This window comes from Pseudomonas frederiksbergensis (genome assembly GCF_001874645.1).
Taxonomy (GTDB): domain Bacteria; phylum Pseudomonadota; class Gammaproteobacteria; order Pseudomonadales; family Pseudomonadaceae; genus Aquipseudomonas; species Aquipseudomonas frederiksbergensis_B.
Map to the genome: position 1 here is coordinate 2,963,057 of NZ_CP017886.1, position 23,578 is coordinate 2,986,634.

General features: G+C 60.6%; 20 protein-coding genes and 1 pseudogene. 15 read left to right on the top strand and 6 right to left on the bottom strand.

Features of this window, described 5'->3' with window-relative positions; translation table 11 throughout:
• Nucleotides 1-3: 3 nt before the first annotated feature.
• Genes gmd through BLL42_RS30045 form a run of 3 tightly spaced genes read right to left on the bottom strand, consistent with a single transcriptional unit; the run spans nt 4 to nt 2,069 of the window.
• A complete protein-coding gene (gmd, locus tag BLL42_RS14255) occupies nt 4-975 on the bottom strand; it encodes a GDP-mannose 4,6-dehydratase (protein WP_071552674.1) in 972 nt (323 codons plus the stop codon).
• Nucleotides 972-1,886, bottom strand: coding sequence for a GDP-mannose 4,6-dehydratase (locus BLL42_RS14260; protein ID WP_071552675.1), 915 nt, complete (start codon nt 1,884-1,886; stop codon nt 972-974). Before BLL42_RS14260 ends, gmd begins: the two co-directional genes overlap by 4 nt.
• A 12-nt stretch (nt 1,887-1,898) precedes the next feature.
• Nucleotides 1,899-2,069, bottom strand: a complete 171-nt coding sequence (locus tag BLL42_RS30045; protein ID WP_161492347.1) for a hypothetical protein — start codon at nt 2,067-2,069, stop codon at nt 1,899-1,901.
• Nucleotides 2,070-2,343: 274 nt separating this feature from the next.
• Between BLL42_RS30045 and BLL42_RS14265 the strand changes: the two genes are divergently transcribed.
• The 7 genes from BLL42_RS14265 to BLL42_RS14295 all read left to right on the top strand — a co-directional run bounded on the left by BLL42_RS14265 (nt 2,344) and on the right by BLL42_RS14295 (nt 11,634).
• Nucleotides 2,344-3,927 carry a glycosyltransferase gene (locus tag BLL42_RS14265; protein WP_071552676.1) on the top strand — a complete coding sequence of 528 codons (1,584 nt, stop codon included), beginning with the start codon at nt 2,344-2,346 and terminating at the stop codon, nt 3,925-3,927.
• Nucleotides 3,921-5,225, top strand: a complete 1,305-nt coding sequence (locus BLL42_RS14270) for a glycosyltransferase (protein ID WP_071552677.1) — start codon at nt 3,921-3,923, stop codon at nt 5,223-5,225. The genes BLL42_RS14265 and BLL42_RS14270 overlap by 7 nt, the downstream gene beginning before the upstream one ends.
• Nucleotides 5,222-6,109 carry a class I SAM-dependent methyltransferase gene (locus tag BLL42_RS14275; RefSeq protein WP_071552678.1) on the top strand — a complete coding sequence of 296 codons (888 nt, stop codon included), beginning with the start codon at nt 5,222-5,224 and terminating at the stop codon, nt 6,107-6,109. Before BLL42_RS14270 ends, BLL42_RS14275 begins: the two co-directional genes overlap by 4 nt.
• Nucleotides 6,106-7,260: an acyltransferase family protein gene (locus BLL42_RS14280; protein WP_071552679.1), complete on the top strand. Its 1,155-nt coding sequence runs from the start codon at nt 6,106-6,108 to the stop codon at nt 7,258-7,260. Before BLL42_RS14275 ends, BLL42_RS14280 begins: the two co-directional genes overlap by 4 nt.
• The gene (locus tag BLL42_RS14285) at nt 7,254-8,087 is read left to right on the top strand and encodes a class I SAM-dependent methyltransferase (RefSeq protein WP_071552680.1); all 834 of its coding nucleotides are present in this window, start codon (nt 7,254-7,256) and stop codon (nt 8,085-8,087) included. Before BLL42_RS14280 ends, BLL42_RS14285 begins: the two co-directional genes overlap by 7 nt.
• A gap of 216 nt (nt 8,088-8,303) precedes the next feature.
• Nucleotides 8,304-9,503, top strand: coding sequence for a DUF3142 domain-containing protein (locus BLL42_RS14290; RefSeq protein WP_071552681.1), 1,200 nt, complete (start codon nt 8,304-8,306; stop codon nt 9,501-9,503).
• Entirely contained in the window at nt 9,490-11,634 is a 2,145-nt protein-coding gene (locus BLL42_RS14295) for a hypothetical protein (RefSeq protein WP_071552682.1), read from the top strand. The genes BLL42_RS14290 and BLL42_RS14295 overlap by 14 nt, the downstream gene beginning before the upstream one ends.
• 3 nt (nt 11,635-11,637) lie before the next feature.
• On the opposite strand, the gene BLL42_RS14300 is transcribed toward BLL42_RS14295, so the two are convergent.
• Complete coding sequence (locus BLL42_RS14300) at nt 11,638-12,267, bottom strand: LysE family translocator (RefSeq protein ID WP_071552683.1); 630 nt, start codon at nt 12,265-12,267, stop codon at nt 11,638-11,640.
• A 144-nt stretch (nt 12,268-12,411) separates the two neighbouring features.
• Between BLL42_RS14300 and BLL42_RS14305 the strand changes: the two genes are divergently transcribed.
• The 7 genes and pseudogenes from BLL42_RS14305 to cfaB all read left to right on the top strand — a co-directional run bounded on the left by BLL42_RS14305 (nt 12,412) and on the right by cfaB (nt 20,490).
• A complete protein-coding gene (locus tag BLL42_RS14305) occupies nt 12,412-12,885 on the top strand; it encodes an Lrp/AsnC family transcriptional regulator (protein ID WP_054594814.1) in 474 nt (157 codons plus the stop codon).
• Between the two features lie 180 nt (nt 12,886-13,065).
• Complete coding sequence (gene hflK / locus BLL42_RS14310; protein ID WP_071552684.1) at nt 13,066-15,039, top strand: protease modulator HflK; 1,974 nt, start codon at nt 13,066-13,068, stop codon at nt 15,037-15,039.
• The gene (gene hflC, locus BLL42_RS14315) at nt 15,036-16,079 is read left to right on the top strand and encodes a protease modulator HflC (RefSeq protein ID WP_071552685.1); all 1,044 of its coding nucleotides are present in this window, start codon (nt 15,036-15,038) and stop codon (nt 16,077-16,079) included. Before hflK (BLL42_RS14310) ends, hflC begins: the two co-directional genes overlap by 4 nt.
• Nucleotides 16,076-17,134 carry a protease modulator HflK gene (hflK, locus tag BLL42_RS14320; protein ID WP_071552686.1) on the top strand — a complete coding sequence of 353 codons (1,059 nt, stop codon included), beginning with the start codon at nt 16,076-16,078 and terminating at the stop codon, nt 17,132-17,134. Before hflC ends, hflK (BLL42_RS14320) begins: the two co-directional genes overlap by 4 nt.
• On the top strand, nt 17,131-19,041 hold the full coding sequence (locus BLL42_RS14325) for a cation-translocating P-type ATPase (RefSeq protein ID WP_071552687.1): 1,911 nt from the start codon (nt 17,131-17,133) through the stop codon (nt 19,039-19,041). Before hflK (BLL42_RS14320) ends, BLL42_RS14325 begins: the two co-directional genes overlap by 4 nt.
• 54 nt (nt 19,042-19,095) lie before the next feature.
• Nucleotides 19,096-19,218, top strand: a pseudogene (locus BLL42_RS30490) (HvfC/BufC N-terminal domain-containing protein); the annotation flags it as partial.
• 84 nt (nt 19,219-19,302) lie between these two features.
• Nucleotides 19,303-20,490, top strand: coding sequence for a C17 cyclopropane fatty acid synthase CfaB (gene cfaB, locus BLL42_RS14330; RefSeq protein WP_071552688.1), 1,188 nt, complete (start codon nt 19,303-19,305; stop codon nt 20,488-20,490).
• Here cfaB and cls read toward each other — a convergent pair.
• Nucleotides 20,487-21,926 carry a cardiolipin synthase gene (gene cls / locus BLL42_RS14335; RefSeq protein ID WP_071552689.1) on the bottom strand — a complete coding sequence of 480 codons (1,440 nt, stop codon included), beginning with the start codon at nt 21,924-21,926 and terminating at the stop codon, nt 20,487-20,489. The genes cfaB and cls overlap by 4 nt on opposite strands.
• Before the next feature lie 131 nt (nt 21,927-22,057).
• Here cls and BLL42_RS14340 point away from each other — a divergent pair, with 131 nt between their 5' ends.
• Nucleotides 22,058-22,579: a DUF3617 domain-containing protein gene (locus BLL42_RS14340; RefSeq protein ID WP_071552690.1), complete on the top strand. Its 522-nt coding sequence runs from the start codon at nt 22,058-22,060 to the stop codon at nt 22,577-22,579.
• A gap of 111 nt (nt 22,580-22,690) precedes the next feature.
• Here BLL42_RS14340 and BLL42_RS14345 read toward each other — a convergent pair whose 3' ends face one another.
• Nucleotides 22,691-23,575, bottom strand: coding sequence for a metal ABC transporter substrate-binding protein (locus BLL42_RS14345; protein WP_071552691.1), 885 nt, complete (start codon nt 23,573-23,575; stop codon nt 22,691-22,693).
• Between the last annotated feature and the right edge of the window lie 3 nt (nt 23,576-23,578).

Below are 23,578 nucleotides of genomic sequence, written 5' to 3' on the forward strand. Positions count from 1 at the left end.
GGCCTACTCCTTGGCGACGCGCTTCATGTCCGCATCCATCATCATGCGGATCAGGGTCTGCAAATCTGTTTTTGGCTTCCAGCCCAACAATCGTTGCGCCTTGGCCGGATTACCCAGCAGTACGTCGACTTCGGCCGGGCGGAAAAACGCCGGGTCGATCTTCACGAAATCACGGTAATCGAGGCCGACGTGTTCGAAAGCGATCTGGCACATCTCGCGCACGGTGGTGGTCACGCCTGTGGCGACCACGAAGTCATCGGCCTTGTCCTGTTGCAGCATCAGCCACATGGCTTCGACGTAGTCGCCGGCAAAGCCCCAGTCGCGTTTGGCGTCGATGTTGCCCAGGCGCAATTCCTGCTGTTTGCCCTGTTTGATCCGTGCGGCGGCGTCGGTAACTTTGCGGGTCACGAACTCGATCCCGCGCAGCGGTGATTCGTGGTTGAACAAGATGCCGCTACTGGCATGCAGGTTGAAGCTTTCGCGGTAGTTCACGGTGATCCAGTGACCGTAGAGCTTGGCCACGCCGTACGGGCTGCGCGGATAGAACGGGGTGTTTTCGTCCTGCCGCTCGGCCTGGATCAGGCCAAACATTTCGCTGGTCGAGGCCTGGTAGAAACGGGTGTGCGGGCTGAACTGACGGATCGCTTCGAGCAGGTGGGTCACGCCCAACCCGTCGACGATCCCGGTGGTCACGGGTTGGTCCCAGGACGCGGCGACAAAGCTTTGCGCTGCCAGGTTATAGACTTCGTCGGGCGCCGACTTGATCACCGCGCGCTGCACCGAACAGGCGTCAGCCATGTCGCCGTCCAGATAGACGATGTCACCTTCGACGCCCATTTCGCGCAGACGCCAGCGCGAGTCGCTGCTGCGCCGCGCCACCAGACCGTGGACTTTATAGCCCTTGTCGAGCAGCAACTTGGCGAGGTAGGCGCCGTCTTGACCGGTGATCCCTGTGATCAATGCACTTTTTGTCATTCTTGTCGTACCCGTGACTCCCAGTCGGACAGGATCGCCCGCAAGGATTGTTGTGTTGTAAGTTCAGGCGCCCATCCTGTGGCCTGGTGCAGCTTGGCATGGCTGCCACAGACGCGACGCTGTTCTGCGCGGCGAAGGCGCGCGGGGTCTTGAATCAGTTGCATGTCGACCTGGGCCAGATCCGCCAGTTGCTCGATCAGGGCGCGGATGCTCTGTTCGACACCGGAGCAGATGTTGTAGACCTGCCCGGGCGCACCGCGTTCAAGCAATGCCAGGTAGGCGGAGACGACATCGCTGACGTCGAGAAAATCGCGTGTCACGTCGATGTCACCCACTTCCAGTTCAGGCGCTTGCAGGCCGTGCTTGATCCGGCAGATCTGCCGGGCGGCGCTGGCGATGACAAAGCTGTCCAGCTGCCCGGCACCGATGTGGTTAAAGGGGCGCGCGACCAGTACCGGCCAGCCTTCGGTCATGCCCCATTGCAGACACAGCATTTCCGCCGAGAGTTTGCTCACGGCATAGGGGTTGCGCGGGCAGGGCGGCTGGTGCTCGTCGATCGGCAAGGCGCTTTCACGAACCTGGCCGTAGACATCGCCGGAGCTGATATACAGAAAGGTGCCGTTGAAGCCTCGGGCCTTGAGGGCTTGCAGCAGATTCAGGGTACCCAGCAGGTTGACCTGAAAAGTCTTCGCCGGGTCACGAAAGGCTTCGGGGACAAAGGTTTGTCCCGCCAGGTGAATTACGGCATCAGGCAGTTGCGGCCACAGGCCGTCGAGGCTCTTGGGTTCGCAAAGATCATAACGGGATGGGACGGGCGACAATTCCCACTCCGACTCCGAAGCGTTCAGGCGAGATTGGATGTGACGTCCTACGAATCCACTGAGCCCCGTCACGAACAGACGCTTCTTCAAACAGCAGCTCCCTCAATGAGCAGACTTCGGCACCCCCAGTCTTTGCTGGGTAAACCGGAAAGCACTGGCTGCTTTCTCGGAAATGTCTAACGTGCGAAGTTGTTGTTGTTGTTGTTGTTGTTGTTGTTGTTGTTGTTGTAGTTGTTTGGTAGCCAATCTGTGCCAATTGTGCGGCAATTTCAACAGGTCCCACCGTGACCGGTCAGTTCTCGTCAGCGTAGCCTGATTTATTCTCGCCGGACGGTTCACGAATCCCCAGCGGATGTGTTTAGAATGCCCTTCATCACGATTGCCCAGCGATCAGCATGGCGGTTATCTGACCAGGCGAAGCTGACCACTAAAACAAGAATGCAGGCGGGCATGCAGACGATGGGCGAGCACCGTTTACCGGCTCGACCTGTGGCGCTACCGTCATAAGAATGAGGCTGCCGGTGTGGTGGTTTCATCGTGGGATGCCATGAATTTCATTCTCTACTCGGACGTCAACGACCGCTCGATCAGCCTGAGCCTCGGCCGTCCCGAATACAGTTATTACTTCGTCCTCAAGGCTTATCGTCCAGTCCTGGAAAGCCTTGGGCGGGTCCACGTGGTTGAATCGACCACCGAGATCGATCCGCTGTATCGGCAGCTTCAGCTCAATGGCGAAGAAAGCCTGTTCCTCTCGTTCACGCCTCCCCACAAAACCCCGACCCACCTGCAATGCCCGACGATCTGCGTGGTTGCCTGGGAGTTCGATTCGGTCCCGAACGAGTCATGGGATAACGACCCGCAGCAGGACTGGAGCCGCACGCTGACACGTCATGGGCGGGTGATTACCTTGTCCAGCCATACTGCGCAGGCTGTGCGCAACGCGTTGGGCGAGGACTTCCCGGTGCTGGTCCTGCCGACACCGCTATGGGAAACCTTCGCCGAGGTTCGCAACCAGTTCGCGAATGTACCGATCAATCCGGGCACGACGTTGCAGACCAAGGGCTGCATCATCGACAGTCGCGTTCTGGGTCTTTCCGCTGACGGGCTGATTGCACCGATAGTCACTGAGCCAGAACTTGAGCCGGCGCAACCGTCAGCGCCAGCAGAACCCGAAATCGTTAACGAGGCGCCCCCTCTGACCTGGTGCCGACGTCTGTTCATCGTCAAGCACTACCTGCGGCAGACCTATCGTGAAGCCTTTCGCGATCTGCTACCCGAGCGGCTGCGTACGCTGATCGCCAGTCTGCGACCCGAGCGTCCGGTCGTGGCAGAGCCTGTGGCGGACGCGGTGGTTGAGGTAGTGGTCGAGGCTCCGCCGCCTCAAGACCTGCACCCGCAAGCCTGCTTCCCGCAGACCACCGAGCTGGTCGAAACCCGGGTCGATGGCGTGATTTACGTCAGCGTGTTCAACCCCGATGACGGGCGCAAGAACTGGCACCAACTGATCACCGCGTTTTGCTGGGCCATGCGTGACGTCGAAGACGCCACGTTGGTGCTGAAAATGACCCAGAGTGACCTGTCCACCTACTACGTCGAAATGCTGACCCTGCTGTCGCAGCTGTCGCCCTTTGCCTGTCGCGTGGTCGTCATGCATGGCTACCTGGATGATCAGCAGTTCGCCCGGTTGTATGGGGCTGCGAGCTTTTACGTTAATGCCTCGCGTTGCGAAGGGTTGTGCTTGCCACTGATGGAATTCATGGCGTGCGCCAAGCCGGTGATCGCACCGGCGCATACCGCGATGCAGGATTACATCGACGACCGCGTGGCCTTCATCGTCGAGTCCAGTCAGGAGCCGGCCGTCTGGCCGCAGGACACGCGCATCCTGTTCCGCACCTTGCGCCATCGACCCGACTGGGGCTCGCTGAAAACCGCCTATCAAAACAGTTACCGGATGGCCAAAGAACAACCGGCCAGGTACCAGGCGATGTCTGTGGCGGCGAGCGAACGCATGCGCGATTACTGCAGTTTCACGGCGGTGCAAAAACGCCTGACGGGTTTTTTCGAATCAGCCCAGGCCTCTGAGCCTACGCCGGCATCGATTGCCGCTGTGGCAGGTACGGCATCATGCTGATCATCATTCATTCGGAAACCAACAAGAGCAACATCGTGCAGAACCTCGGTCGCCCCGAGTACAGCTACTACTTTGTGCTCAAGGAATTTCGCCCGGTGCTGGAGCGGCTGGGGCAGGTCATCGAGGTCAGCAATCCCGACGAACTGGTCGACCGTTTGTATTTCGATTGCCAAAGCCGTGGCGAGGACTGTGTGTTCCTGTCCTTCTCGCCACCGCATCGCACCCCGATGCACTACGCCTGCCCGACCATTCCGGTGTTCGCCTGGGAGTTCAGCACCATTCCCACCGAAAGCTGGCACGGCGAGCCACGGCATGACTGGCGTCTGGTGCTGGGCGCATCGGGTGCGGCGATTACCCATTCCAGTTTCACGGTAAACGCCGTGCGCGACGTGATGGGGCCGGACTACCCGATCAGCGCCATCCCGGCACCGGTCTGGGACCGCTTTGCCGGGCGGGGCCGGGGCTTGAGTAAAAAGCCCCAGGCCGAACAGGTGAAACTCAACTTGCGCGGCCTGTTGATCGACAGTCGCGAGCTGGACCTGCGGCCTTACGGGCCCGAGGCGCTGCGCGAAGGCGAGGCGGTGGCGTTCGATGGGCCGGTGCGTGATTGCGAGCTGGTGCTCGATGGCGTGATCTATACCTCGGTCTTCAACCCTTACGATGGCCGCAAAAACTGGCAGGACATGCTCAGTGCGTTCTGTACCACGTTCCGCAATACGCCCGATGCCACGCTGGTGCTGAAGCTGACGCACCACGATATCGCCGATGCGCTGAACGACATGCTGCATCACCTCTACAAGAACCAGTCTTACAGCTGCCGCATTGTGCTGATTCACGGCTTCCTTGCCGATGCCGATTATGAGCGTCTGGTCGAAGCCACCTGTTACGTGGTCAACAGCTCGTTTGGCGAAGGTCAGTGCTTGCCGTTGATGGAGTTCATGTCTTGCGGTAAACCGGCCGTTGCCCCCTGCAACACGGCGATGGCGGATTACATCGACCGCGACAACACCTTCATCGTCGACTCGACGGATGAGCTGACAGCGTGGCCCCACGATCCTCGTGCAGCCTATCGGACCCTGCGTTACATCACCCACTGGGACTCTCTGTGTGCGGCGTACCAGGCCAGCTACGAAGTGGCAAAGGCGGATGACGAGCGTTATGCGCGAATGTCCGCCCATGCTGTGAACAGCCTGGAGAAATTCTGCAGCCAGGCCAGTACCGAGCAACGTCTGGAGACCTTTTTCGCGCAGTTATTGCAGCGCACCAAGGCGCTCGTCCCGGAAACCGCCCAAGTATGATTCGCGGGCTGCTCGGGTGGTTGCGTCCGACACCTGCTCCCGCACCTGTGGCTGCCCCGGTAAGCCCGGTGTCGCCCCGCGATTGCGGGTTGACCGACGCGATGCTCGACGGCTGGTTCCTGGGCGACAGTGGTGAGTTACTCAAAGGCTTTGCCATCACCGCTGAGGACACGTTGCTCGATGTCGGGTGTGGCGAGGGCGTGGCGACCCTGTTTGCGGTGCGCCAGGGTGCTTCAGTGATTTTCACTGACAGCGAGCATGACAAGGTGCGTGACCTGGCCCGTCAGGTAAACGCCCAGACTCAGGCGTCGTCTCTGGGGTTGGTCAGCAACAGCCTGCCGCTGCCATTGGCCGACGGCTGTGCGACCAAAGTGGTGTGCATGGAAGTGCTGGAGCACGTCGATGCGCCTGAACAATTCATGGCCGAGCTGGTACGAATGGGCCGTCCCGGTGCTCAGTATTTGCTCAGCGTGCCGGACCCTGTGGGCGAGCACCTGCAAAAGGGCATCGCGCCGCCGGGCTACTTCCAGTCACCCAACCATGTGCAGATTTTTTCCCGGGAGCGTTTTGCCGCGCTGGTCGAGGAGGCCGGGCTGGTGATCGAGCATCGTCAGGCCAGCGGGTTTTTCTGGGTCATGGGCATGATCTTCTTCTGGGCCAGCGAACGGGCAGCCGGGCGCGATCTTGGGGGCGCGGTGCGGGATCGGATTCAGGCGCCATACCCACCCCTGATGGAGAGTTGGGCGCGAACCTGGCAAGACCTGCTGGCGCAACCCAACGGGCTGGCAATCAAGCAGATGCTCGATCAATTCATGCCAAAGAGCCAGGTGATCATTGCCCGCAAACCGACGGATGCCGATGCAGCGTCCAGGAGGACGGCATGAGCCGCAAACGGATCATGGACATCGAATTGTTGCGGGGCATTGCAGTGCTCGGCGTACTGTTTCATCACCTGCAAGGCAGTCTGTTCACGGACGTTGTGCCGTTGCTGCACACCATTACCGAGTATGGCCAACCCTGGTGGGGCGTCGATCTGTTTTTCGCCATTTCGGGGTTTGTCATCGCTCGCAGTCTGATACCGGCGTTACAAGGCTGCAGCACGCGTCAGGAATACTGGCAACAGACGCGCAACTTCTGGCTGCGCCGAGCCTTTCGGCTGTTGCCGTCGGGCTGGCTGTGGCTGGCGCTGATGTTGCTGGCCTGTGTGTTTTTCAACCGCTCCGGGGCCTTTGGCACGTTGTACGCCAATTTGCAGGCGACCCTGGCGGGGATCGCGGAGTACGCCAATTTTCGCTTCGCCGACAGCTTCTACCACTACGAGTACGGCACCAGTTTCGTCTATTGGAGCCTGTCGCTGGAGGAGCAGTTCTACCTGTTGTTTCCGCTGCTGATCCTTGTCTGTCGCAAACACCTGGTGTGGGCACTGCTGGCGTTGGTCGTGGTGCAGTTGTTGACATTGCGCACGCCGATTCTGATGGTGGTCCGAACCGACGCGCTGGCCCTTGGCGTGCTGTTGGCCATGTGGAGTGCGCGACCCGGTTATGTGCGCTGGGAACCAACGTTTTTGCGTCGGCCATGGGCCGGTGTGTCGGTGTTGCTGGTCGTTGCGGTGGCGCTGAGTGTGCTGGCCACCGATCGCTTCACGTTCACCCACTACCGAATCGGCGCGATTGCCGTGCTCAGTGCGGTGCTGGTCTGGGTGGCGTCCTACAACCGTGATTACCTGATGCCAGGGGGACTGCTGAAGAATCTGATGACCTGGATCGGCAGTCGCTCCTACGGTATTTACCTTATTCATATCCCGGCCTATTCGCTGGTCCGCGAATTCATCTTCCGCTTGCAGGCGGTCGATCTGCCCAATCCGGCCGGGCACCCAATCCTGACCCTACTGATCGCTGGCGGGCTGATCGTCCTGTTGAGTGAGCTCAATTACCGTTGCATCGAAATGCCCATGCGTAACCGTGGCGCTGCGCTGGTGCAACGCTTGGGCACGGCCCGAACCGCCGTCCCATCCTCTGGAGTGACCTCATGCTGAGCCTTTTGAAGAAACTCACGGCGGGTGCACCCGTCCCCGCACCCGTGCAGCCAGAGGCGCCCGCGGCCAAAGTCGATCCATACATGCTGGGGCTGCACGATGCGATCCTCAGCGGCTGGTTCAACCAGCAAACCGGCGAGCTGTTCACCGGTTTCCCGGTGACCGCCGAGGACACGCTGCTCGACGTCGGCTGCGGTGACGGTGGTAACGTGCATTTCTGTGCCACGCGGGGGGCGAAGATCATCATTGCCGACATCGACGCGGCCAAGGTCGAGGCAACCCGTCAGCGTCTCAGTGACACCATTGCACCCAGCGTCGAGTGCCACGTCACAGATTGCAATCCCTTGCCGATTGCCGATGCAACCGCCACGCGGGTGGTCTCCACCGAGGTCATTGAACACGTCGATGATCCGGCACAGTTCCTCGCCGAACTGGTGCGCGTAGGCAAGCCCGGCGCGCTGTATTTGCTCAGCGTTCCGCACCCCAGTTCCGAAGATCTGCAAAAAGACATCGCCGCTCCCGAGTATTTCCAGAAGCCCAACCACATTCGCATCATCAGTGAAGAGCAGTTCAAGCAGATGGTCAGCGATGCCGGCCTCGAACTGATCAGCCATAGCCAGTACGGCTTCTACTGGTCGATGTGGATGCTGCTGTTCTGGGAAGCCAAGGTCGATTTCAGCAACGCCGATCATCCGCTGCTCAATCACTGGGCCGACACCTGGCAGGCTGTGCTGGACTCACCACGTGGAGCGCAAATCAAACAGGCGCTGGACGCCGTTGTGGCGAAAAGTCAGGTGATCATTGCTCGCAAGCCGTTGGCTGAGTAGGCTGCGCGCTGAGCAACAAGGTCCCTGAGCAGGCCGTGTGAAAACTACTGCGCTCGACAATCCTGCGTTAAAAACAGGCTCGGAATGCTCATTTACAACCCGTAAACTCCGCTTCCTCGCCTGTTTTTGCCTTGTCTTGCCTTCGCTCGCTACGTTTTCACACGGCCTGTGAAAGGCCCTTTTTGCGTTAAGGGATTAGCTCAACCACAGGCCTTTATGTCAGCGACTTTTTTCGTCCGTTGCGCGCTATTGCTAGCCGCTGTGCTGCTCAACGGTTGCCAGCAGCAGGACGCGCCGCCGCTCGATCAACAGCTTTACGTCTGGCAGCGGCAATGGACCGACGCCCATGACGACGCCCTGGCTCAATCGCGCGGGGACTTTTCAACATTGCGGGTGCTGGCCTTGCAGACTTATCCACAGGCCGGCTGGCGTCGTGCGCGAATCAACCCGGCGCTATTGAAAAACGATGGTCGCCCACTGATCGCGGTGATTCGACTCGATGGCCAGCTCAAGACCCTGGATCAAACCGAAACCACGGTGCAGATCCAGCGTGTAGTGGCCGATTGGCAGGCTCAGGGCCTGATGCTGGCCGGCGTCGAGATTGACCACGATGCCGGCACGGCGCGCTTGCCGGCCTACCGTGAGTTTCTCGCCGGGTTGCGCAACGTGTTGCCTGCCACACTGAAACTGAGCATCACCGCGCTGCCCGCCTGGCTCGACAGTCCAGAGTTACCCGCGTTGCTGACCGTGGTCGACAGCAGCGTGTTGCAGGTGCATGCGGTGAGCAGTCCGGAACGCGGGTTGTTTGATCCGGCGCAGGCGAAGCAATGGGCCGGGCGCTGGAGCCGGATCACTGCGAAACCCTTCTATCTGGCGTTGCCGGCCTACGGCATTGCTTTGTTGCCGGGGGATAGCGGGGCACCGATGGTTGAAAGCGAAGTGCCCATCGAGCACGTTGGGCAGCGCCGTGAGTTACTGGCCGACCCGCTGCAGTTATCGAAACTCGCCAGCCAATTGCGCGCCGAGCCACCGCCTCATCTGGCCGGGTTGATCTGGTTCCGTCTGCCGCTCAAGGGCGACCGACGTGCCTGGAGCCTGGCAACGTTGCGTGCGGTGGCGCGGGGGGATCGGCTGGCGAGTCAGCTCAAGTTGAACCTTTCCAGCAACGACGGTCTGTACGACATCCGCGTGAGCAATCGCGGCAACCTCGACGGTGGTCTGCCCGAACGCGTGACGCTGGCGGTCACGCAATGCGATGCGGTTGACGCGGTCAACGGTTATGCCGTGCATCAAACGCCCGGACAACTCAGCTTTACCCGCCTCCAAGACGGCCGTTTACTGGCGGATGCCGAACGCACCCTTGGTTGGGCGCGCTGTACAAAAATCGATCAAGGAAGCTCACATGTCTATCCGTAACTGGCCGTGTCAATTGCTCGCTTTAAGTCTCTGTCTGCCGCTGGGCTGCGCGATGGCCTGTGGGCCTGATTTTCCGCTGCGCTTGCTCGGCGACCGGGCACAGACCCTGGGCGAATTGCCGGAAGGCAGCTTCCGGTTCGAAGTGAATCGACTGGGCAAAGCCATCACCGGTCTGAAGCAGGCCGAGAGGATGACGGTCGACTACGTTTATGGCGCTGACAATGATCTTTATGTGCAGGCGCGAAACACCGCTGAACAGATGGGTTTGAGCGACGCCCAGCGCATTCAGGTGGCGCAGCTTCGAACGCTTCAGGATGCGCAGCACGTGCAAGCCGAGGGCGCCAGCCTGCCGCCTGAACTCAGCCTGTACACCGCCGGCGCCGTGGCCTTCAAGGCGGGCGAACATGCCGCAGCGGCGGAGTATTTCCGCAACGTGCTGGCGCTGCCGGCCGATCAGCGTGCGTTGCGTAGCACCTGGGCGGCTTACTCGCTGGGGCGGGCCTTGTTCGCCATCAGCCAGGAGGCCAATGACCTCGACGAAGCTGGGCGCCGCGAGAGTCTGCAGCAGGCCCGTCAGGCCTTTGTGCAGGCTCGCCAATTGAGTGTCGAAGGCTTTAGCGATCCTCTGGAGCTGGGCATCGCGAGCCTCGGCGAGGAAGCGCGGCTGGTGCGTCAGACGGGCGATTGGAACACCGCCATCGAGCTTTACGCGACTCAAAGCCTGCAAGGCTCGCAGGTCGGCTACAGCTCGCTCAAGCAATTGATAGGTGAATTGAGCGCGATACCAGACGCGCAGCTCAGCGAGTTGCTCAAGGGCAAAGCGGTGCAGCAATTGATCACGGCGGCGTTGATCAGCCATGTCGGTTGGTCATACGGTGAACAACCCCCCAGTGAACAAAAACTGATCAAGGCGCTGACGGGGAGCACCGTCGGCAGCCTGGATAACGCTGACCGCCTGGCGGCGCTGAATTATCAGATCGGTGATTACGGCACTACCAAAACCTTGCTCGAACATGCCGGTGACGGCGGCCTGGCCTGGTGGCTGCGAGCCAAAATGGCGTTGCGTGAGGGTGACAAAGCGGCGGCTGCCAGCGCCTATGCCAAGGCGGCCAAAGCCTTCCCGCAGGATGAAAACTGGGGTGAGCGCAGCACCTTCAGCGGCGACTATGAAACGCTCAAGCCCGGCTGCCGGGTCGACGGTGAAAGTGCGCTGCTGGCACTGGACCGTGGCGATTATCTGCAAGCTTTCGAGCAGCTGTATCGGAGCCAGGATCTGTATTGGCAGGACGCGGCTGTCGTGGCGGAACGGGTGCTGACTGTCGATGAACTCAAGCAGTTTGTCGACCGCCAGGTCCCGGCGCCCGCGCCGTTGACCCAGCAGGAGCGCGAGCGCTATGTACCCCTGTCGGTCGCAGCACGTCTGCGTGATTTGCTCGGGCGTCGGTTACTGCGGGAGGAGCGCTATGACGAAGCGCCGGGGTACTTCGATAATCCTGAGTTGCAAGCCAAGGCCAAGCACTACGCAGAACAGCGTCAGCTGGCTGAATCAGCCTGGTGGCCCTCTCGTCGTGCAGCGGCTTATTTCAACGCAGGCATGGCTGCTCGCGAGTGGGGGATGGAGCTGCTCGGTTACGAAATGGGCCCGGATTACGCCACATTCGATGGCAACTACAGCCTTGAGAGGACTGAGCTAAAAGTCGGTCCGCTGATCACCGAAGGTGAGGTGCAACGCCAGCGGGCCAGCGCCGCCAAACCGGATGAACGCTTCCACTACCGGTATGTCGCCACGGGGTTGGCCAGCAAAGCCGCCGACCTGCTGCCCCATAGCAGCCAGGCCTTTGCCGCGGTGCTGTGTTCCGCGGCGGGCTGGGGAACCAGTCTTGAGGAAGAGAGTGCGTTCTATCAGCGCTACGTCAAAGAAGGTCCGTATGTGGATTGGGCGGTGAACTTTGGGCATCAATGCCCCTCTCCCGACTTTCAGAGCGCCGATAAACGTTATGTGACCCAAGCGCTGGAGCCCGTGCGCTCAACCTTGCGGCCGTATAAAAAGTGGCTGCAGATGGGAGGCGTGGTAGTCGTCACGGCAGCCGCCTTGCTGCTGATCAATCGCCGTCGGCGCAAGGCGTCGTAGGTTTCAGGCCTGCTGAACAAACGTCAGGCGCAGCGCAAAACCGATCAGCAGGCTGCCAAACAGCCATTGCTGCACGCGCTGCGCCGATGGGCTGCGTTCCAGCCAGCGCCCGAGCCAGGCGCCGATCAGCGCGTAGCAACTGTCGAACAGCAAACCGGCCACCACCAACAACACGCCCAGGGTCGCGAACTGCGTCAACACCGGCCCTGCTTGCGGGTCGATGAATTGCGGCAACAGCACCGAGCAAAACAGCAGCGCCTTGGGGTTGAGCAGATTGGTCAGCAAGCCGCGCTGGATCGCCTCGCGCCACGCCAGTTTAGCGGCGGCCGGGCCATTGGCGTTCAGGTTCGGCAGCATGTTCGAACGCAAGCATTGAATCCCCAGCCACAGCAGATAGGCCGCACCCGCGAGGCGCACCACTTCAAAGGTCCAGGGCGCAGCCTTGAACAGCGTCGCCAAGCCCAGTGCGGCCAGTGCAACGTGGCAACCCCGGGCAATCGCCAGGCCGATGGCGGTGGCCAGCGCGGCGGCTTTGCCCTGCCGGGCGCCGGTTTGCAGCAGCAGAATCATGTCCGGCCCGGGCAACAGGTAAACCACTGCCAAGGCTAAAAGGAACATCCAGAGTTCTGCCATGTTGCGCCCCATTCGTTAGCGATTCGGTGATCAAAGTCTAGGGCCGAAGGGCAGGGCAGGTGCTTGCGTAGTCGCGCTCGGAAACGGCTAGACTTGGCAGCTTCTACCAATCCATGAACGAAAACAGTCGGGAACTGCCAAACCATGAAACTGGACGCCTACGACCGCCGAATTCTCGCCGCGCTGCAACGCGACGGTCGCTTGAGCAACGTGCAGCTGGCGGATGAGATCGGCCTGTCGGCTTCGCCGTGCTTGCGCCGGGTGCGGATGCTGGAGGAGGCCGGGGTGATTCGCGGGTATCAAGCCAACCTGGACCGCGACGAAGTGGGGCTGGGGTTGACCGTGTTTGTCGGGGTCAAGGTGGAGCGCCACAACGATGAAGAGGCCGAAGCGTTTCGTCTGGCAGTAACGGCATTGCCCGAGGTGATTTCGGCGTTTCTGGTGTCAGGCGAGTCGGATTTTCTGCTGCAAGTGGTGGTCCCGGATTTGCGCGGTTATGAGCGCTTTCTGACCGGCAGCCTGCTCAAGTTGCCAGGCGTGAGTGATATTCGCAGCAACTTTGCAATTCACACCGTGAAAACCCCAGGGCCGCTGCCGCTGGGGCATTTGCCGAGCTGATGCCCTTGCTCAGCCCGGCTACGCTTTCATCTTTCTGATTCATCATTTGTGCGAGTTTGGTGATGGGCGGAGCACAGTAAATTCACTACCATCGTTATATCGTAACGATTTGCAATAAATGCAACGGTCTGATGACTTATCCACAGGCCTGGTTCACGTAACAGCAAGTACTGAGGTGGTATGCAAGTCGATCTGGAGGCTGAGGGGGCGAACGTGGAAGGACTGCCGCGCTTTCAGCAGGCGGTGTTTCACGGACGTCGGTTGAAGCGGGTGGGCATCGGCCTGGCGAGTCTCGCGGTGGCAGGATTGTTGTTGGCGTTTTTTGTCGGGCTGTTTGCACCGCAATCGCTCTGGGCGCCGCTATTGGTCAGTCAGTCCTCGGCGTTGATCGTGGGGGTGGCGGGTCTGCAATCGGCCTGGTGGATTACCCAATGGCGAGCGCGGGCGCTGGTTGAACCGGTGGTTGTGCTGGCTGCGGAAACCGTCGAGCCTCTTGAGGCGCAGGGCTGGTATGAACGCCTGCTGACACGCATCAGCGAGCGATGGGCCGGGTTGCTGGCGCAGATCGGCGCGCCGACGTTGTGGCTGGCTGGTTGGTCATTGCTGGCGTTGTTCAGCCTCGAACAGTTCTGGAACCTGACGTTACCCGCTGCTGCGCTGGGCCTTTCGGCCAGTGTCGGGGCAGCGCTATCGTTGCTCCTGGCGTTCGGTTTGCTGGTGTGCGAGCGCCAACTGGCCCAGGAAAATCCCGCCGAGTGGCCCGAAGCCGGGCAGTTGGCGCAGCTCACCCGCGTGGCGATCATCTGTCTGGTGACCAGCGCATTCTGCCTGTTGTTCAGCAGCGAAACTGCCGTCTGGCCGGTGCGCCTGGCGGTGTTGATTGGTTTACTGCCGGGGCTGGTCGCCGCAGAATTGTTGCTGCGTGCGGTGTTGTCGTTGTTCAGTCCGCGTCGCGATCTGCTCGAACCGACGTTGCTGGCGCGAAGTTTTGTCGCGGATATGTTGCGTTGGCCGCCACAACCCTTGCTGGCGTTGCAGCACGAGCTGCATAACCGTTTTGGCATCGACCTGCGGCAGATCTGGGCTTTCACTTATATGCGTCGGGCATTCTTGCCTGTGCTGACCGTGGTGCTGGTCGTGGGTTGGCTGCTCACCGGGATTCACGAAATACCGCTGCAAGCGCGGGGGATCTACGAGCGCTTCGGCAAACCGGTGCAGGTGTTTGGTCCGGGTTTGCATGCGGGTTTGCCTTGGCCGCTGGGTCGGGTGCTAAGCGTCGAAAATGGCGTGGTTCACGAATTGGCGACCAGCGTCGGTGACGCGCCAGCGGTGACGGTGGCCGATCCTGCGGAGGGGCCTGCGCCGGCCATTGCCAATCGGTTGTGGGACGCCAGCCACGTGAATGACAAGTCTCAGGTGATTGCCAGTAGCAGCAACGATAAACAGAGCTTCCAGATCGTCAACATGGACGTGCGTTTCGTTTATCGCATCGGTCTGAGCGATCAGGCGGCGTTGGCCGCGACTTACAACAGCGCCGATGTCCCGACGCTGATTCGCAGCACCGCCAGCCGGATTCTGGTGCACGACTTCGCCTCACGGACCCTCGACGGTTTACTAGGCGCAGATCGGATAGGACTCGCCGAAGACATTGGTCGTGCGGTGCAGGCTGATTTGCAGAAACTCGACAGCGGCGTGGAAATCCTCGCCACAGTCGTCGAAGCCATTCATCCGCCGGCCGGTGCGGCCAACGCCTATCACGGTGTGCAAGCCGCGCAAATTGGCGCGCAAGCCTTGATCTCGCGCGAGCGCGGTGCGGCTGCCGAGCAGACCAATCAGGCGCAATTTCAGGCCAGTGTCGCCCATGACCAGGCGCTGGCCACGGCCCGCGAAGTCAACGCCACGGCCCAGGCCGCCGACTTGCGTTTTGCAGCCGAGCGCAAGGCTTACGCGGCAGCCGGTCGGGCCTTCGTGCTGGAGCAATACTTCGCCCAGCTGTCGCAAGGCCTGGCCAACGCCAAAGTGCTGGTTCTTGATCATCGTCTGGGCGGCAACAGCACGCCGACCATCGACTTACGCAGCTACGCGTTACCCGCCACTTTACCGACTGACACTGCGCCGTCACGTCAACCCGTTCAGTCAGGAGCCGTCAATTGAGCCCGTCACATACCCACGAGCCGCATGATCATCACGACCACGTCGGCCATGACCATGGCGGACATCATCACGGCCACCATCATCATCACCATGGTGATCCGCAAGAGGCGGGTCCGTTCCCGTGGCGGCGTATGGGCTGGGCGGCGCTGCTGGTACTGTTTGCCATTGCCGCGGCCAGTCTGGTGCAAGTGCGCTCGGGCGAGGCGACGGTGATTACCCGTTTTGGCAATCCTTCGCGAGTACTGCTGGAGCCAGGCCTCGGCTGGCGCTGGCCGGCACCGTTCGAGGCGGCGATTCCGGTAGACCTGCGACTGCGTACCACCTCCAGCGGTTTGCAGGACGTGGGCACACGCGATGGTTTGCGGATCATCGTTCAGGCCTACGTCGCGTGGCAGGTGCAGGGTGATCCGGACAATGTGCAGCGCTTCATGCGAGCGGTGCAGAACCAACCGGACGAGGCGGCGCGGCAGATTCGTACGTTTGTGGGCTCCGCGCTCGAAACTACCGCCAGCAGTTTCGACCTGGCCAATCTGGTGAACACCGACGCCAACCAGGTGCATATCGCTGATTTTGAGGCGCAACTGCGTAAGCAGATCGATCAGCAACTGCTGACCACTTACGGCGTGCGTGTGCTGCAAGTGGGCATCGAACGGCTGACATTGCCGTCCGTAACCCTGACCGCAACCGTCGACCGTATGCGCGCCGAGCGTGAAACCATTGCCACTGAACGCACGGCTATCGGTAAGCGCGAAGCGGCGCAAATCCGTTCTGCCGCCGAGCGCGATGCGCGTATCGTCCAGGCCGACGCCACGGTGAAAGCTGCAGACATTGAGGCTCAATCGCGGGTTGAAGCCGCGCAAATCTACGGCAAGGCTTACGCTGGTTCGCCGCAGTTGTACAACTTGCTGCGTTCGCTGGACACCTTGGGCACGATGGTAACGCCGGGCACCAAGCTGATCCTGCGTACCGATGCCGCGCCATTCCGGGTGTTGGTGGATGGGCCACCGACACTGGATAACAAATCCGGGTCGCAGCCATGAGTGTGGTTCCACGTGGAACAAATGAACTTGGCAGCCCGTGGATTCAGGCGGGGCGCCTGACATTTCTCGCGCTTTATGCGATTACGGTGCTGGCTGCGTTGGCTTGGGCTTTCTCCAATGTGCGGCAAATTGATCCGCAGAATCGCGCCGTGGTGTTGCACTTCGGAGCACTGGATCGTATTCAGAACGCCGGTTTGCTGTTGGCGTGGCCGCGTCCGTTCGAACAGGTGATTTTGTTGCCGGCGGCGGATCGGGTGATCGAGCGGCGGGTAGAGAATCTGCTGCGCTCTGATGCCGCACTGCAAGGTGAGCGAGTGGCGAGTTTCGCCACACCGCTCAGCGATGCGCTGGCCGGCTCGGGGTATTTGCTCACCGGCGATTCGGGCGTGGTTCAACTGGACGTTCGGGTGTTTTACAAAGTGACCGAACCTTACGCCTTCGTCCGGCAGGGTGAACATGTACTGCCGGCGCTGGATCGTTTGGTGACTCGCAGTGCGGTGGCGCTGACGGCTGCGCGAGACCTCGACACTATTCTGGTCGCTCGGCCGGAGTTGATCGGTGCTGACAATCAGGCCGCCGAACGTCGCGAACGCCTGCGCGGTGATCTGGTGCAAGGGATCAATCAACGCTTGGCCGAGTTAGCCGCGACGGGGCAGGGACTGGGCATCGAGGTCGCCCGGGTCGACGTGCAATCGAGTCTGCCCGGACCTGCGGTCAATGCTTTCAACGCGGTACTGACCGCCAGTCAGCAGGCAGATAAAGCCGTCGCCAACGCACGTACTGATGCCGAAAAACTCACTCAGACCGCTACCCAGCAAGCTGACCGCGCACTGCAAGTGGCTCACGCTCAAGCCAGCGAACGCCTGGCCAAAGCGTCGGCCGACACCGCTGCGGTGCTCAGCTTGGCGCAGGCGCAACAGAAGGGGACCGACCCGGAAATGCTTCTGCGGATCTACCGCGAGCGTATGCCGAAAATTCTCGGCCAAGCCGGCTCGGTCACGACGGTCAACCCTAAAGACGATTCCCGCCTGATCATTCAGGGAGCCGAACAATGACAGCTCAAACCGCCGCCGCGCCAAGCATGCTCAGCACGGCCGAACAACGCAGCGCTGCACGCCAATTGACCTTGGCGATGCTCGCTTTGGGCTTGCTCGGTCTGGGGCTGGTCTGGCGCTGGTTGTCGCCGGAGCAAACCGGTGTCAGCCAGTTGTTGCTCGGGCTGGCTTCGTTGCTGGTAGCCGTTCCGGTCATGCGTTCGGCCTGGTACAGCCTGCGTTACCCGAGCCTGCACGGGATCACCGATCAACTGATCGCTCTGGCGATGATGGGGGCCTGGGCTACGGGCGATCTGCTGACCGCGGCCTTGTTGCCGATCATCATGATCTTTGGCCACGTGCTGGAAGAGCGCAGTGTGATTGGCTCGCAGGAAGCGATCCACGCGCTGGGTCGTCTGACGCGTAGCCACGCCCGCAAGGTTCAGGCCGATGGCTCGATAATCGAAATCGACAACGCTGCGTTGAAGGCTGGAGACATCGTCGAAGTGCGCGCAGGCGATCGAGTACCGGCCGATGGATTGGTGCTGTCTGGCCAGGCGAGCCTGGACACCGCGCCGATTACCGGTGAGTCGGTGCCGCTTGAGGCCACTGTCGGCATGCAGGTATTCGGCGGGGCGATCAACCTTGATGGTTTGCTGCGGCTGGAAGTGACCCGCACCGGTAACGAATCGACCCTCGGCAAAGTCATTGCGCTGATGCAAAGTGCCGAGCGCTCCAAACCACCGATCACCCGTTTGCTGGAACGCTATGCCGGCAGCTACATGGTGTTGGTGTTGCTGTTGGCCGCTGTGACCTGGTTTGTCACCAATGATGCGCAAGCGATGCTCGCGGTACTGGTTGCCGCGTGCCCGTGCGCGTTGGTGCTGTCGGCCCCGGCCACCGCGATTGCCGGGATCGCGGTGGCGGCGCGCCACGGGATCCTGATTCGCAGCTCGGCATTCCTCGAAGAGTTGGCGGACCTGACATCACTGGTGGTCGACAAGACCGGCACCCTGACGTTCGGCACGTTGCGTTTACAGTCAATCGACAGCCCGATCGAGGACCGCGGCCCCTTGCTGAAGCTGGCCGCCAGCCTCGGCTCGGCCAGCAGTCACCCGGTCAGTCGGGCGTTGGCCGGGTTGGTCGCTCAGGAGCATTTCCTGCTGCTGTCGGACATTCGCGAACGCCAGGGCCTGGGTGTGGTGGCGATGACCGAGCAGGGCGAAGCGGCGCTCGGCCGACCGGAGTTGTTTGCGCAATTGGGCATCGCCACCTCGACCGTGCCGGAGCACGACGGGCCTATTGCCGGTCTGGCGTTGAATGGGCGTTTCCTTGCGTGGTTGTTGCTGGCGGACAGCGTCAAACCGGAAGCGCGTTTTGCCATGAGAGAACTGCGCGAGCTGGGCCTTGGCCGGCAGTTGTTGTTGACGGGTGATCGGCAGAGCGTCGCCCACAGCCTGGCCCAGGAAGTCGGGATCAGCGATGTCGAGGCTCAAGCCTTACCGGAAGACAAACTCAATCGGGTTCTGACCGAAATCGACAATGGTTTCCGGCCGATGGTGGTGGGCGATGGCATCAACGATTCGTTGGCGCTCAAGGCCGGTGTGGTTGGTGTGGCCATGGGTGCGGGCGGGGCGGACATTGCTCTGGCCTCGGCCGACATCGTGTTGATCGGCAGCGATTTGCGTCGGCTCGGCACCTGTGTACGCCTGAGTCGCCAGTGCCGGCAGACCCTGCAGGTCAATGTGATCATTGGTCTGGGCTGGACGCTGGCGATTGTTGCGTTCGCCGCGTTTGGCTGGCTGGGGGCCGCGGGGGCGATGATTGCTGCGGTCCTGCATAACCTGAGCACTTTGCTGGTGCTGGGCAATGCCGGGCGTTTGCTGCGGTTCCAGGAGCCGCTGCTCAAGCTGAAAGAAGAGGGTTGAGGGCCTGGCCTTACCAGGTCAGCCTGCCGCCTGATAAGGCACAGGCGCTGAACGTGGAGCTTTGCCGAACTGTGCGCACAATTGACAGTCAACTGTGAAGAGGGCGCACCTCTTCAGGCCGTCACGTGGCTGAAGCAATGGGTTTACGACAGTTTGTTGCTCCGTCGTGACTTATAGGAAAAGGCTATTAAATCGATAGCCAGCTAATTTTCCATGATGGTCTACCCTCAATTCAGACGTCTGAAACAAGGGGGGCTATTCATGCTCGCGCAACTTCCGCCGGCCTTACAGAATCTGCAATTACCGCTTCGCTTGCGACTCTGGGATGGTCATGAATTTAATCTGGGGCCCGCGCCCAGCGTCACGATTGTGGTCAAGGACCCGCAACTGGTGTCTCAATTCACCCGCCCAAGCCTCGACTTGCTGGGGGCTGCCTTCGTCGAGGGCAAGCTCGAACTCGAAGGCTCGATCAGCGATGTGATCCGGGTGTGTGATGAGTGGAGCCAGGCTTTGCTGAATGAAGCTGACGACAATCAACCGGTGCGCTCTGTCCATGACAAAGCCACTGACGCGGCGGCAATTTCCTATCACTACGATCTTTCGAATGCCTTCTATCAGCTCTGGCTCGACAGTGACATGGCGTACTCCTGCGCCTACTTCGAGACCGGCAGCGAAACCCTGGAACAGGCCCAACAAGCAAAGTTTCGCCACCTGTGTCGCAAACTACGCCTGCAACCCGGCGAGTATCTGTTGGATGTCGGCTGCGGCTGGGGAGGGTTGGCGCGTTATGCTGCGCGGGAGTTTGGGGTGAAAGTATTTGGCATCACCTTGAGTAAAGAGCAACTGGCGTTGGCCCGGGAACGGGTGATCGCTGAAGGTTTGCAGGATCAGGTCGAGCTACAGCTGCTCGATTACCGCGACCTGCCGCAGGACGGGCGGTTTGATAAGGTCGTGAGTGTCGGCATGTTCGAACACGTCGGGCATGCCAACCTGGCGGAGTACTGCAAGACATTGTTCGGTGTCGTGCGCGAAGGTGGCCTGGTGATGAACCACGGCATTACCGCCAAACACATCGATGGCCGGCCAGTGGGGCGCGGTGCCGGTGAGTTCATCGAGCGTTACGTTTTCCCCAACGGGGAATTGCCGCACCTGTCGATGATCTCGGCCGAGATCAGTGACGCGGGATTGGAGATCGTCGATGTCGAAAGCCTGCGCTTGCATTACGCACGCACGCTGGACCACTGGAGCGAGCGGCTAGAGGACAACCTGGAAGCCGCTTCTAAAGAGGTTCCAGTGCAGGCGTTGCGGATCTGGCGACTGTATCTGGCAGGCTGCGCCTACGCGTTTGCGCGGGGCTGGATCAACTTGCACCAGATCCTCGCGGTCAAGACCCACGCCGACGGCAGCCATGAGCTACCGTGGACGCGTGACGACATCTACAACCCTTAAAGGATCGGCGAGATAAGCCGGGCGATCCGCATGCCAAGCTGTTGCAGGCGGTGGGTCTTGCGGCTTTCGCCTTTGGCAATTTCGTGGGCCTGAGCAAAGTCGTCGTTGAGCATGTGTTCCACCTCATTAGCGAATGTGCTGTCGACGGTCAGTAGCATCACTTCGAAGTTGAGTCGGAACGAACGGTTGTCCAGATTCGCACTGCCGATGGCGCTGATTTCGCTGTCGATCAACACGACCTTCTGATGCAGGAAACCCGGCTGGTAACGGAACACCCGAACCCCGGCGCGTACCGCTTCGAAGGCGTACAGGCTGGAGGCGGCGTAGACGATCCGGTGATCCGGGCGAGATGGCAGCAGAATTCGCACATCGACCCCGCGCAGCACCGCCAGGCGCAGCGCGGCAAACACTGCCTCATCAGGAATGAAATACGGGCTGGTGATCCACACGCGCTCGGTCGCGGACTGGATGGCTTCAACGAAAAACAGTGAGCAGGTTTCGTAAGGGTCCGCCGGGCCACTGGCCAGCAGTTGGCAGAGCACGCCGTCATCGGGGTAGCTCTGCGGCAGTATCAGCGGTGGCAGTTTGCGGGAGGCCCAGAACCAGTCTTCCGCGAATGACTCCTGCATGCACGCAACCACGGGGCCGCTGACGGCAACGTGGGTATCGCGCCACGGTGCCAGCGGTGGTTTCTCGCCCATGTATTCGTCGCCGACGTTATGCCCGCCGACAAATCCCTGCAGACCGTCGACCACGACAATCTTGCGGTGGTTACGGAAGTTCACCTGGAACCGATTGAGCCAGCCACTGCGTGTGGCGAATGCTTCGACCTGCACCCCGGCATCGCGCAAAGGTTCAACGTAGCTGTAAGGCAGGGAGTGGCTACCGATTCGATCGTAGAGCAGGTAAATGGCGACACCTTCCGCGGATTTTTCCATCAGCAGTGTTTGCAGGCGTCGGCCGAGCTGGTCGTCATGGATGATGAAGAACTGAATCAGCACAGCTTCGCGGGCGGTGCGTATCGCTTCGAAAATCGCATCAAAGGTCGAATGGCCGTTGATCAACAGGCGCACCTGATTGTTCGCCAGGCACGGCATCCGCCCCAGCTTCGGCATCGCCCGCAACGACGCGTAGGCATTAGAGGCGCGCGCGGTTAACGCTTCCTCGACCCACGGGCGCCAGTCCAGATCGGCGATGGCCTTGCGCATTTCTTCGTTGGCCTGTCGACGCGCCTTGATATAAGCGTCGAAGCTGCTGCGACCAAAGACCAGATAAGGGATGAGCGTCAGATAGGGTATGAACACCAGTGACAAGGCCCAGGCAATCGAGCCTTGAGCAGTCCTGACGGTCAATACGGCATGAATGGCCGCGATCGTGCCCAGCGAGTGGATGAGTGCGATCAGATAAGCGAAAAGATGGGGTCCAAAAAAATCCATGGGGCAATCGTGCTCCTGACAATTCAATGCTTAACAGACCATGTTCCACGGTGAATGTCGCTATTTAATTAGACATGCAACCGAAGTAGATTGGCGACGTCTAACGGCCACTAATGTCTAGGAGTTACTCGATGAACGTACGTCTGCTGGGTTTGGCCATGGCTGTTGGCTTGTCACTTCCTGTGGTCGCTCAAGCACAGATGCTGCAACCGGGTTTGTGGGAATTGACCTCAAGTAACATGAAGGTTGATGACCAGAATCTGCCGGATCTGCAGTTGATCCTTAACCAGTTGGGCAGCCAGATGACGCCGGCACAAAAGGCTGCACTGGAGAAACAGGGCATCACTATGGGCGGTAAAGGGATTCGCGTGTGCCTGACTCAGGCACAGGTTCAATCCGATACCATTCCCCTGCAAGATCCGCAGTCGGGTTGCACTCAGCAGGTCACCGACCGCACCGGCAACCAATGGAAGTTCCGCTTCAGTTGTCCGAAAGCGCAGGGCGCCGGTGTTGCTACGTTCCTTAGCGACCGTGAGTTCAACACCACGGTCAACGGCACGTTCAACGCCACCGGCGTCCAGCAAAACGGCAGCATGGATACTCGCGCCGTGTGGCTCGGGCAGGATTGCGGGGCGGTCAAACCTCGCGCCTGATATCTATCGCTGGCAAGGCCCTGGCCTTGCCAGCGATAGCGTCCTCTTCGATCCGCAACCGTTCACACATCGCCTCAACACTCATCCGCCCCAGATCCCGCTGCTTGCAGATCATGGCGTGCTCAAGGCGTCGTAAAGCGTGTTGAGGTTGTATTCGAACAGCCCCGCAAAGGTGCTGGCCGGACCTTCGGCGGCGAGCGCGTCCGAGTACAGGGTGCCACCAATTTGCGCGCCGCTTTCATCGGCGATTTGCTTGAGCAGCCGGGCGTCCCTGATGTTTTCCATGAACACCGCTTTGACCTTGGCCTGACGGATCTGCGTGATCAATGCGGCGACTTCGGCGGCGGACGGCTCACGTTCGGTGGACAAGCCTTGAGGTGCCATGAAGTCGATGCCGTACGCCTGACCCAGATAGCCGAAGGCGTCATGAGAGGTAACGATCTTGCGGTTACCCGGCGGTAATGCGCCGAGCTTGGCTTTGGCTTCTGCCAGCAAATGGTAGATCTGTTTCAGGTAGGTCTGGCTGTTGTGTTCGTAGTCGGCTTTGTTCACCGGGTCTGCGGCAATCAGCGCCTTGGTGATGTTGTTCACATAGAGTTCGGTATTCGCCAGATTGTGCCAGGCGTGTGGGTCGGGCATGGTCTCACCGCCCTCATTCATGGTCCTTGGAATGACTCCGCGGCTGACAGTGATTACCGGGGTTTTGGTGGAGGTACTGGCAACCATGCGGTCCAGCCATGGCTCGAAACCGAGGCCGTTCTTGAAGATCAGCTTGGCCTTGAGCAGGGCCTTGGCGTCGTCCGGAGTGGGCTCGTAGGTGTGAGCGTCAGCATCCGGACCGACCATGTTGGTGATCTGAATATGCTCACCGCCTACCTGATGAACCATGTCGGCAAGGATGCTGAAGCTGGTGACCACCGGGAGCTTTTCTGCTGCCGATGCCGTTGATAGCGACATCGACAACCACACACTGAACAGCACAAGTAGAGCGCGCATCGG